Origin of the sequence: Photobacterium sp. (genome assembly GCF_033720175.1) — a bacterium.
GTDB lineage: Bacteria > Pseudomonadota > Gammaproteobacteria > Enterobacterales > Vibrionaceae > Photobacterium.
The window spans coordinates 65872-76725 of record NZ_JAWWDA010000020.1; the positions used below are offsets into that span (position 1 = coordinate 65872).

Sequence of the window (10854 nt, forward strand, 5' to 3'; positions counted from 1 at the left end):
CGTTAGCCTTGTGACCGTTAGCGCTTTTGTAACACGGCGTAGTAGAAACCATCCATGTCTGACTCACCGGGCAAGATCTGACGACCGGGCTGTTCCGGATCGCTGTCGGCTTCTTGGCCTCTATTGATCAGGGTGGCATCGGCGGTACGGGCCAGGAAGTTTTTCACTTGCTGGCTGTTTTCCTGCGGTGTGATTGAACAGGTAGCATAGACCAGAGTCCCGCCAGGTTTCAGTTGCTGCCACATCGCGTCGAAAATCTCAGCCTGCAGGCTGGCCAGTGCTTCGATATCATCTGCGCGACGTAGCCACTTGATATCAGGGTGACGGCGGATCACACCGGTTGCAGAGCAAGGGGCATCAAGCAGGATTCGATCGAACTTCTCTCCTTGCCACCAATCGGCAGGATAACGGGCATCGGCACACAGCACCGTTGCATCCAGCTGCAAGCGTTCCAGATTTTCGTGAACTCGCAGCAGGCGCCTTTCATCGCAATCAATTGCCACGACCTTGGCTGTTGGCTGGCGCTCCATGATATGGGCCGTTTTACCACCGGGGGCTGCACAACAATCGAGAATTAATTCACCGGCTTGTGGCTGCAGGTAATCGACAGCCAACTGTGCGGCACTATCCTGTACCGAAGACCAGCCATCAGCAAAGCCAGGCAACTTACTGACATCACAAGGAGCCAATAAACGTAGCGCGTCAGCGGCTTCTGGGTGTAATTCGGTTTCGATACCCGCCTCATCAAGAAGCTTGCGGTATTCCTCTCGGGTGTGGTGCTGGCGGTTTACCCGTAGCCACATTGGTGCCTTGGTATTGTTTGCCGTAACAATCGCTTCCAGCTGTTCCGGGTAGCTTTGTTTTAGCAGCTTTAGTAACCAGCCGGGGTGGCCATATTTACCGGCATCATGGCTCATTGCCTTGGCATCTAAACTTTCCTGCTGGCGTTGGTAGTTACGCAAAATGGCATTAATTAAACCGCGCAGCTGGGGTTTCTTGAGATCTTTGGTCGCATTAACGGTTTCTGCGACAGCGGCGTGAGCGGGTATGCGCATGTGGCCTAGTTGGTACAAACCCACCAAAATCAAATGGTGGAATACACGTTGTTTACCTTTCAAGGGCTTATCCATTAGCTGTGTCGTAATGGATTCTAAACGTGGCAGCCAGCGTAGTACGCCGTAGCAGATCTCTTGCAGCAAGGCATGGTCACGATCTCGAATTTGCTGCTGGGCTGCAGGTAGTGCAGCTGAAAGGGATTGCCCCTGATCAACAACCTGATAAACAACTTGGGCTGCTGCGGCTCTTACGTTCATACGTATTTCCTGAAATTAGTTTCCACGTAGCCATCACGATCTTGCTACTTCGCTCAATAATGGCATCGAAAGCGCCCCATTATACGGATAAATTTTGTATAAAAATGGTACGCATGCTTTTTGGCTCTTGAACGTAGTCGCGTCGTGTTGAACCGCTATGGTCAGAGTCGTTATAGTTTTCAATGATGTTGCAAAGAAAAAAGCCAGTGGCTGGGCACAGGCTTCAGACTTTACAATTACAGTTCGGTGCCAGGTTCAAACCATTCTCGGCGCGAGTTGAGTAAATCTTGCGCTTTCATCGCTTTCTTTCCGGGAGGTTGAAGCTCGGTGAGGCGTAATGCGCCTTTTCCGGTCGCGACGGCAATGCCTTGCTTGTCTGCTGACAGGATCGTGCCCGGAACTTTACCCTGGCTGTCTTCTTCAACAACGGCTTGCCACACTTTGACATTCTGCCCGGCAACTTCAAAGAAGCTCATCGGCCATGGATTGAAGGCGCGAATGCAGCGCTCAATGGCGGCGGCATCCATGGTCCAGTCAATCTTTGCTTCTTCTTTGCTTAATTTCTTTGCATAGTTTGCCAGTTCATCATTTTGCTTTTCAGCAACTGCCGTACCCGCGGCAATATTGGCTAAACAATCAATCAATGCCTCAGGACCGAGCCCGGCCAGCTTTTCATACATGGTGGCGCTGGTGTCTGCGGCTTCAATAGGTAAGGTTGCGATACTCAGCATATCACCTGTATCGAGGCCTTCGTCCATCTGCATGATGGTGACGCCTGTTTCCTCATCACCGGCCCAGATGGCGCGCTGAATCGGTGCGGCTCCCCGCCAACGAGGCAGGATCGAGCCGTGCACATTGATACAGCCCAGCTTGGGTGTTTCCAGCACTTCAGTTGGCAGGATCAGGCCATATGCCACGACGACCATGAGATCGGCATTGAGGGCTTTCAGTTCTTGCTGAGCTGCTTCATTGCGCAGCGATGCGGGCTGATAAACCGGAATATCACTCGCTAGGGCGATATTTTTAACTGGGCTGGCGGTTAATTTTTTACCGCGGCCGGCAGGGCTGTCCGGTTTGGTGTAAACGGCGATAACTTCATGCTGTGAAGACAACAACGCCGCCAGATGACGGGCGGCGAAGTCAGGTGTACCAGCAAAAACAATACGTAACGGTTTGCTCAAGGTAACCTCTAATGATTAATTTTTGTCGTGAATACGCTTCAGTTTTTCTAGCTTTTGCTTGATGCGCTGACGCTTCAGTGGTGACAGGTAGTCAACAAAGAGTTTTCCTGCCAGGTGGTCAAGTTCATGCTGCACGCAGATAGCCAGCAGATCATCGGCATCAAAGCTAAATTCATTACCGTCGCGATCGAGGGCTTTTACGGTCACTTCCGCAGCGCGCGAAACCAGTGCTCTGGCACCGGGAACAGATAAGCAGCCTTCTTCGATACCATCGTCACCGCGTTTGTCGGTGATTTCCGGGTTGATCAGCACCATAGGTTGGTCGCGTTCTTCAGAAATATCAATCACAACTATACGCTGATGAATATCAACCTGGGTTGCTGCCAGGCCAATACCCTCTTCGTCATACATGGTTTCTAACATGTCATCGACAATTTTCTGGATTTCAGGTGTGACGGCTTCTACGGGTTTGGCGACAGTGCGTAAACGCTCATCAGGGAATATTAATACTTGTAATACTGACATAGGTACTCGGAAAAATTGAACTGTGCTAAAAACGGAAATAGCTTACTTGCTCTAATTCTAGTCATTTTAAAGATCAAATAACAGCATTGGCTGTATAACATCGTCAGTGATAATCATTGAAGGGAAGAATTCTTTGCATTATTAGTCAAGAGAATGAACAGATTGCGGTGTAGTAGATTAGGGAGCTATCAGCAGACTTGGTAAGTATCCGATGTATTTGGAACAACGAAAAGTTGAACTGTGCCCAAAACCATTATCTGTTCGCCAAGTTGCCTTGGACATCTTTCTAAGCGGATGACACCTTTGATGCTTGCACTTATATCATTCAGTGGTTATCTACAGGGAAGGCTCGGCATGAGAGCGTGCGTCTTATTGTTTATTGTGATTTCTTCATTTTCTGTTTGTTGGGCGGATACGACGCTACCCAGTGTAAAGAAAAATATTCCCGAGGTTTATACGGTCAAAAAAGGCGATACCCTATGGGATATCTCGGCACATTTTCTTGAAAACCCGTGGTTATGGCCACAGCTTTGGCAAGCCAATGCTTATATTAAAAATCCGCACTTGATCTATCCGGGGGATCAATTGCACCTTGTATGGGTTAATGGCCGTCCTCAGTTACAATTTAAAAAAAATGTCGTGATCTCACCCCAAATACGTGTTCAACACTCTGCGATCACCACATTGCAAGAAACGTTGATGCTTCCTTACCTGGCTGACAATAAATTAATCACCGAGCAACGTCTCGCTCAACTTCCCCGGGTTTTGGGGGCAAGCGAACAGCGCGGATATATGTCTCGCGGAGATAAAGTGTGGGTTGATTCTGAGTTATTGCTAGGCACTGAGTGGTGGGTGTATCGTGTCGCCGCGGAGTTTGTGCGAAAAGATAGGCCTGATGGAAAAGTGATATCACTCAAAGAGGTGGCAAAGCTTAGAGCGTTGGAAATACAAGAAAATATGAGCTTAATGACGGTGGAATCTTTTCGGCAAGAGATCAGTCAAAACGATATTTTATTGCCTGCCCCCTTAACGGTATCAGACGTTGATATGCATTTTTCCCCATCAAAGCCGCCAGCTGATATTCAGGCGAGTGTTTTAGGGAATCTAGAAGGGCATAGCTATATAGCGACGTCTCAAGTCGTCGTGCTTGATCGTGGTCATCTGGATAATTTAACAGCGGGTAATGTGTTGCAGTTATTTAAACCTGGTGCAAAAGTAACCGGGAATAAAGGTGATTATGCTTATAAAAATGAACATGGCTGGTTACCTGAAAAACAGCAGCTCAGCAGTCTTCTCATTGGTGAGGTCATGGTTATCCGACCATATGAATATTTTAGTCTGGCGGTAGTAACCCGGAGCCTGCAACCTTTTCGTGCCGGGATGCTTGCTTTACCTCCGCGTTTAACGGATTGATGAGTAAAACATTAGAGAGTTGGCTGATCCTGGCTGCTGTTCCTTATTTGGGTGGCAACCGGATCAGTAAGCTCTTACAATATACGACCCCTCAACAATTGCTCTCGATGCCCGCGGAACAGTTGCGGATAATCGGACTTTCAGAGCAACAGGTTCACGCCCTCCACCACCCCAAACGCCAGCGGATTGAAACCTGTTTGGCTTGGGCTGAGCAACGTGGGCAATCTATTCTCACGTTGGATTCACCGCATTACCCGGCGCTTTTAAAAGAGATAGCTTCCGCTCCCCCATTATTGTTCGTTCGTGGTGAAACGCACTGGTTGCGCGAGCCACAGCTTGCGGTTATCGGCAGTCGCTCTGCCAGTATCGATGGTCGTGAGGCGGCGTATCATTTTTCAGCCGCGCTGGTCGCTGCCAATTATGTGGTCACCAGTGGCTTGGCTTTAGGTATTGATGGGCAGGCACATTACGGGGCACTAAAAAATGGCGGAGCGACGGTTGCTGTGCTGGGTTCAGGGCTGAATCATATCTATCCCGCCCGGCACCGTGACTTGGCGGGTCAAATTGCAGAGCAAGGTGCACTGGTTTCTGAGTTCTGGCCCGATGAAAAACCGCGGCCACAAAACTTTCCGCGTCGGAACCGAGTGATCAGCGGGCTGTCAGTTGGCGTATTGGTTATAGAAGCAGCAGAAAAGAGTGGTTCGTTAATTACGGCGCGTTACGCGCTTGAACAGGGACGGGAAGTCTTCGCGTTGCCAGGCTCTATTCAAAATCCAGCCAGTCGGGGTTGCAATGCCTTGATTAAAGCTGGTGCTAAACTGGTAGAAAGTCCGGTCGATATCTTTGAAGAGGTGGGATCTCTGACAGAATGCGCAATAAGTAACCAAATGAACTTGTCATTGCCACAACCTGAAAATGAAGAATTGCCATTTTCAATGGTGTTGGCTAACGTAGGCAATGAAGCAACACCCGTAGATATAGTTGCTGAACGCTGTCAACAACCCGTACATGAAGTTATGATGCAATTGTTGGAACTAGAATTGCAAGGTGTTGTCACTACAGTGCCCGGTGGTTATATCAGAACGAGGAGGGGCTAGTTATGATGGACATTCTAATGTACCTGTTTGAAACCTATATCCACAGCGATGTGGAACTATTGGTTGATCAGGATGAGCTTTCCGATGAGCTTAGCCGTGCTGGATTTCATCAAGATGATATCTATAAGGCTCTAACTTGGTTAGAGAAACTTGCAGCATTGCAAGATACTGAAGATACGCCTTATATGAACGATAGTGCGGTCACGTCAATACGTGTTTATATCCCGCAGGAGATGGCACGGCTGGATGTTACATGTCGTGGCTTCTTAACTTATCTTGAACAAATTCATGTCTTAAGCGCTGATACCCGTGAAATGGTTATTGATCGTGTGATGGAGCTGGAAACAACAGAATTTGTGTTAGACGATCTGAAGTGGATCATTTTGATGGTGCTGTTTAATGCACCGGGCAATGAAAATGCCTACAGCCAAATGGAAGATCTGCTTTACGGTGCCGAAGACGGTTACCTGCATTAATTATCGATATCCCTGCCCTAGCGAGTGAAAATATTGTATGGCCGGTAAAATTAACGACCCGTTATTTAGTGCTCATGAACACGCGTTAGAGCAAGAACAATCCTGCCCCAACTGTGGTGGGACGTTGGCGATGCGTTATGGCAAGCGCGGCCCTTTTCTTGGGTGCTCTAATTATCCCGATTGTGGCTTTATCCGCCCGCTAAATCACAACGATGGACACATTGTTAAACATCTTGGTAAGCCTTGTCCGCAGTGCGAAGACGAACTGGTATTACGCCAGGGTCGTTTTGGGATGTTTATTGGTTGTGCCAGCTTCCCGGATTGCCAGCATATTGAGCCGTTAGAGAAAAAAGCCGACGATACCCAGATTTTGTGCCCTGATTGCCACAAAGGTAATCTTGTTCAACGTAAGTCTCGTTACGGCAAAGTCTTTTATGCTTGCGATCAATACCCAGCATGTCGTTTTGCAGTGAACAACAAACCTGTTTCTCAGCAATGTGGAAAATGCGGATTCCCATTGGTAACAGAGAAAAATCTTGCCAGTGGCACTAAGCTGCAATGTGCTGATAAAAAGTGTCACCATATCCAATCGTAAACGTTCTCGATCTCTTTGAAAATTCCGCTATAATACTTACGCAATCGTTTACGTCACTTAAATATGGAAGGAATACTGATGACTAAGCCCTTTGTTGCTGTTTTGATGGGATCAGATTCGGATTTGCCGGTAATGCAGGCAACGCTTGATGTTTTAAAGTCTTTTGAAATTACAACGGAAGTGAAAGTTACTTCGGCTCATCGCACACCTGCAGCAACTCACGCTTATGTGACGGATGCTGAGGCGCGCGGTTGTGGCGTATTTATCTGTGCGGCAGGTTTGGCTGCCCACTTAGCGGGTGCTGTTGCGGGTATCACTACATTACCGGTTATTGGTGTGCCGATCGACGCTGGCCCGCTTCAGGGAATGGATGCTCTACTGTCAACGGCAATGATGCCCGGCGGTGTGCCTGTGGCGACGGTTGCTATTGGTAAGTCGGGCGCGAAAAACGCGGGTTATCTGGCGGCACAAATTCTAGCGACGGGCGATAAAGAACTGGCGCAAGCGGTGAAGGCGGAGCGTCAAAAGAACGCTGAATCAGTCATCGCGAAAGATGCAGCTTTACAAGAACGTCTAAAGGGTTAAATAATAGCCATGAATTCAAGAGGCGCTCTCTTTAGAGCGCCTTTTTTATTGCTTTTAATATGGTTATTGATGAGGTCGATATGGACAACCTGCAACAAGTTGTAGCGGCGTTAAAAGACGGTAAAGTCATTGCTTACCCGACAGAGGGCGTGTTTGGAGTGGGTTGCGATCCTGATAATCAGCAGGCGGTCGAAAAACTATTAGCCTTAAAACAGCGTCCTGTTGAAAAAGGATTGATCCTGATTGCTGCTGATTATCAGCAGTTGTTGCCCTATATTGATGATAGCCAGCTGACTGAGCAGCAAAAGCAGAAAATTTTTGCGACCTGGCCTGGTCCGGTGACTTGGGTTATGCCGGTGAAAAAAAATGTACCGGCTTTTCTGACCGGGCAATTTAACTCAATCGCGGTACGTGTCAGTGATCATCCTTTGGTACAACAGCTCTGTACTTACTTTGGTAAACCGATCACTTCAACCAGCGCTAACTTAACAGGGTTGCCGCCATGTAAAACAGCGACTGAAGTCTATGATCAGTTGGGCGAACATCTAAGTGCTATCTTAGAAGGTGAGACTGGCGGGCGAGAAAATCCGACTGAAATTCGTGATGCATGCAGTAATAATGTGTTGCGCCAAGGTTAGCAAGTGGCAGTAAAGTTTTACGGTTATACAAGGAGAAATGATGGGTCACGTCGATAAACATGCTGTGAAAGCGTTTTTACTCTCACTTCAGGATAGTATTTGCCAGAGCCTGGAACATCAGGATGGCGCGGCAATATTTGAGCAGGATGAGTGGCAGCGCGAACAGGGTGGTGGCGGACGCAGCCGTGTGTTGCGTAATGGCAGTGTATTTGAACAAGCGGGCGTGAACTTCTCCCATGTATTTGGCACTCAAATGCCGGCATCAGCCACCGCGCACCGTCCTGAACTGGCAGGCCGTGGGTTTGAAGCTATGGGCGTGAGCTTGGTGATTCACCCGAACAACCCATATGTGCCGACCTCCCATGCCAATGTGCGTTTTTTCATTGCAGAAAAAGAAGGGGAAGCACCGGTATGGTGGTTTGGTGGTGGTTTTGATCTGACTCCTTTTTATCCGTTTGAAGAGGATTGCCAGCACTGGCACGATACCGCGAAAGCAATTTGCGTCCCTTTTGGTGAGGATACCTATCAACAACATAAAGAATGGTGCGATAAATACTTCTTTTTACCGCATCGCAATGAACCCCGCGGTGTTGGTGGCCTGTTCTTTGATGATCTTAATGAGTGGGGGTTCGAGAAAAGTTTCGCATATATGCGGGCGGTTGGTAACGGTTACTCAGACGCTTACTTACCCATTGTCGACAAGCGTAGGCATACGGCATACGGTGAACGTGAACGTGAATTCCAGCTATACCGCCGTGGCCGCTATGTGGAATTTAATCTGGTTTATGATCGCGGTACCCTGTTTGGCCTGCAAAGCGGTGGCCGTACAGAATCAATATTAATGTCGATGCCGCCATTGGCCCGTTGGGAATATTGCTATCAGCCGATAGAGGGATCGCCAGAAGCCAATCTTTATGAGAACTATCTTAAGCCGAGAAATTGGTGATCATATTAACTGTTTGAGCTTGAGGTAGAGCAGTGATAGGGTCGATTTATCGACCCTTTATTATTTTTGGACAGCAATCTCACATGGATAAGTACGTCGTTTTCGGAAATCCCATAGGCCAGAGTAAATCCCCTTTCATTCATACTCTGTTTGCCCGGCAAACAGCCCAAGCAATGACGTATACTGCTGAGCTGGTACCCATTGGTGAATTTGTTGCAGCCGCAGATGCTTTCTTTGCTTCCGGTGGGCGAGGTTGCAATATCACTGTGCCCTTTAAGGAGCAGGCCTATCTGTATGCGACTCAACTTACTGAGCGCGCAAAGTTGGCGGGTGCCGTGAATACGTTAAAAAAACTCGATGATGGAGCCATTCTAGGTGATAACACCGATGGTGAAGGCCTAGTACAAGATCTACTACAAAATCAGGTAGAATTGTCTGGCAAGCGGATCTTATTAGTCGGTGCTGGTGGCGCTGCTCGGGGGGTGATTCTCCCTTTGCTGGCTCAAAAACCTGAAGCGGTTGTCATTACTAATAGAACCACAGAAAAAGCCCAGCAATTAGCCGATATCTTTTCTGCTTACGGGCCGGTTTCTACGCTTGGACTTGATGAAGCCAATGAGCCGGAGTTTGATGTCATTATCAATTCCACATCAGCGAGTTTAGCGGGCCAATTACCCGGCTTATCAGATAGCCTGATCAAACCGGAAATGACTTGCTACGATATGGTGTATGGACCTGATGTGACGCCCTTTAATCAGTGGGCTCATGAACTAGGTGCCAGAAAGGTGCTTGATGGACTGGGGATGTTGGTTGGTCAGGCTGCTGAAAGCTTTATGCTGTGGCGAGGTATCCGCCCCGGTGCTAAACAGGTCCAACGCGAACTGCGGCGTATATTACAAGATTAAGTGGAATAACAATGAATCAAGATATTTTATTTGCAGACATCCAACGTTGGGATAGCGATAAGTTAGCCGTCAACTTTTCTGCGCAACAAGCGGGTGCATTAATCGGCTGTTGGGTGAGCCTCCAATGGCTCCAGCAGCAGACAGCGCAAGAGTTGATAACAGAATCTGATATTTTGGCGGTGTTTGCTGCCAATCGTTTCGATTTAGAAGAATTGGCAGAAGAATTGATTAAAGATGAAGCGTTTGATAATGAGGGACATATTCATATTAATTAAGGGTTCTCAATTTCCGCAAGATACTCATTCTTTAATCTGACATAGTTATCAGCAGAAACGGGTAAAAAAGCGCGCTCTTTTTCATTAAGCGGACGTGCTTGTTTTACCGGGCAACCTTTATAGAGGAAACCGCTCTTTAATGTTTTGCCTGGTGGGACTAAGCTTCCTGCACCAATGATTACATCATCTTCGATGATCGCACCGTCTAATAATATAGCCCCCATTCCCACTAATACCCGGTTGCCAACCTGACAGCCATGTAACATTGCTTTATGTCCAATAGTGACATCATCGCCAACAAGTAAAGGGTGACCATCCGGTTTATCGCCTGTCTTGCGGGTGACGTGCAAGACCGCACCATCCTGAACATTGCTACGAGCACCTATTTTTATCTGGTTTACATCACCCCGTGCGGCAACGAGTGGCCAGATACTGGCGTCATCACCTAATTCGATATCGCCAACGATCACCGCTGAACTATCGATATAGGTATTTTGACCAAGAGACGGCGTTATTCCTTTGTATGATCTAAGGGCTGAATGCATGAAGTACACCTTATTGAAGTCATTTTTTACAAGAATAGCGAAGTTGTGATGTGATTTGCATCGATAAATCGGACATTTGAACGATAATCGTGCATCTGAACGAAAATGATGAATTTAATTTAAAATGCCTATTGCCAATGTGATCGAAGTCTCTATAATGCGACCTCACTGACACGGAGCACGGCGGTTAGCCAGCAACCTAGTCAGTATGCTCTTTAACAATTTGACCATGCAATCTGTGTGGGCACTCGTGAAAAAGTTAAGTCGAAAGATTTATCAATGAACTGAGTGACCGAACAGTATGATTCCTGCAGAGGAATGATATTGGCACAGTCAATTTATGCTTCAACTTCGGTTGAA

General features: G+C 47.7%; 13 protein-coding genes. 9 read left to right on the plus strand and 4 right to left on the minus strand.

The window, feature by feature from the left end; translation table 11 throughout:
* Nucleotides 1–17: 17 nt before the first annotated feature.
* The 3 genes from rsmB to def all read right to left on the minus strand — a co-directional run bounded on the left by rsmB (nt 18) and on the right by def (nt 3019).
* Nucleotides 18–1313: a 16S rRNA (cytosine(967)-C(5))-methyltransferase RsmB gene (gene rsmB / locus R3289_RS18390; RefSeq protein ID WP_318927250.1), complete on the minus strand. Its 1296-nt coding sequence runs from the start codon at nt 1311–1313 to the stop codon at nt 18–20.
* A gap of 236 nt (nt 1314–1549) precedes the next feature.
* Nucleotides 1550–2494 carry a methionyl-tRNA formyltransferase gene (gene fmt / locus R3289_RS18395; RefSeq protein WP_318927252.1) on the minus strand — a complete coding sequence of 315 codons (945 nt, stop codon included), beginning with the start codon at nt 2492–2494 and terminating at the stop codon, nt 1550–1552.
* Between the two features lie 15 nt (nt 2495–2509).
* Nucleotides 2510–3019, minus strand: coding sequence for a peptide deformylase (gene def / locus R3289_RS18400; protein ID WP_318927253.1), 510 nt, complete (start codon nt 3017–3019; stop codon nt 2510–2512).
* A gap of 354 nt (nt 3020–3373) precedes the next feature.
* Here def and R3289_RS18405 point away from each other — a divergent pair, with 354 nt between their 5' ends.
* The 9 genes from R3289_RS18405 (at nt 3374) to R3289_RS18445 (ending at nt 9949) form a co-directional block, all read left to right on the plus strand.
* Nucleotides 3374–4432, plus strand: a complete 1059-nt coding sequence (locus R3289_RS18405) for a LysM peptidoglycan-binding domain-containing protein (protein WP_318927254.1) — start codon at nt 3374–3376, stop codon at nt 4430–4432.
* Nucleotides 4432–5529 carry a DNA-processing protein DprA gene (dprA, locus tag R3289_RS18410; RefSeq protein WP_318927256.1) on the plus strand — a complete coding sequence of 366 codons (1098 nt, stop codon included), beginning with the start codon at nt 4432–4434 and terminating at the stop codon, nt 5527–5529. The genes R3289_RS18405 and dprA overlap by 1 nt, the downstream gene beginning before the upstream one ends.
* 2 nt (nt 5530–5531) lie before the next feature.
* Entirely contained in the window at nt 5532–6005 is a 474-nt protein-coding gene (locus R3289_RS18415; protein WP_318927257.1) for a DUF494 family protein, read from the plus strand.
* Between the two features lie 37 nt (nt 6006–6042).
* Nucleotides 6043–6600: a type I DNA topoisomerase gene (locus R3289_RS18420; protein ID WP_318927258.1), complete on the plus strand. Its 558-nt coding sequence runs from the start codon at nt 6043–6045 to the stop codon at nt 6598–6600.
* A 78-nt stretch (nt 6601–6678) separates the two neighbouring features.
* Nucleotides 6679–7185, plus strand: a complete 507-nt coding sequence (gene purE, locus R3289_RS18425; RefSeq protein WP_318927259.1) for a 5-(carboxyamino)imidazole ribonucleotide mutase — start codon at nt 6679–6681, stop codon at nt 7183–7185.
* Nucleotides 7186–7265: 80 nt separating this feature from the next.
* Nucleotides 7266–7823, plus strand: a complete 558-nt coding sequence (locus R3289_RS18430; protein WP_318927261.1) for an L-threonylcarbamoyladenylate synthase — start codon at nt 7266–7268, stop codon at nt 7821–7823.
* A 40-nt stretch (nt 7824–7863) separates the two neighbouring features.
* Nucleotides 7864–8769, plus strand: coding sequence for an oxygen-dependent coproporphyrinogen oxidase (hemF, locus tag R3289_RS18435; protein WP_318927262.1), 906 nt, complete (start codon nt 7864–7866; stop codon nt 8767–8769).
* Between the two features lie 83 nt (nt 8770–8852).
* Nucleotides 8853–9674 (plus strand): shikimate dehydrogenase, encoded by an 822-nt coding sequence (gene aroE, locus R3289_RS18440; RefSeq protein WP_318927263.1) that lies wholly within the window; start codon nt 8853–8855, stop codon nt 9672–9674.
* 11 nt (nt 9675–9685) lie between these two features.
* Nucleotides 9686–9949 carry a DUF1488 domain-containing protein gene (locus tag R3289_RS18445; RefSeq protein WP_318927264.1) on the plus strand — a complete coding sequence of 88 codons (264 nt, stop codon included), beginning with the start codon at nt 9686–9688 and terminating at the stop codon, nt 9947–9949.
* On the opposite strand, the gene R3289_RS18450 is transcribed toward R3289_RS18445, so the two are convergent.
* Nucleotides 9946–10494, minus strand: a complete 549-nt coding sequence (locus tag R3289_RS18450; RefSeq protein ID WP_318927265.1) for a gamma carbonic anhydrase family protein — start codon at nt 10492–10494, stop codon at nt 9946–9948. The genes R3289_RS18445 and R3289_RS18450 overlap by 4 nt on opposite strands.
* Nucleotides 10495–10854: the final 360 nt, after the last annotated feature.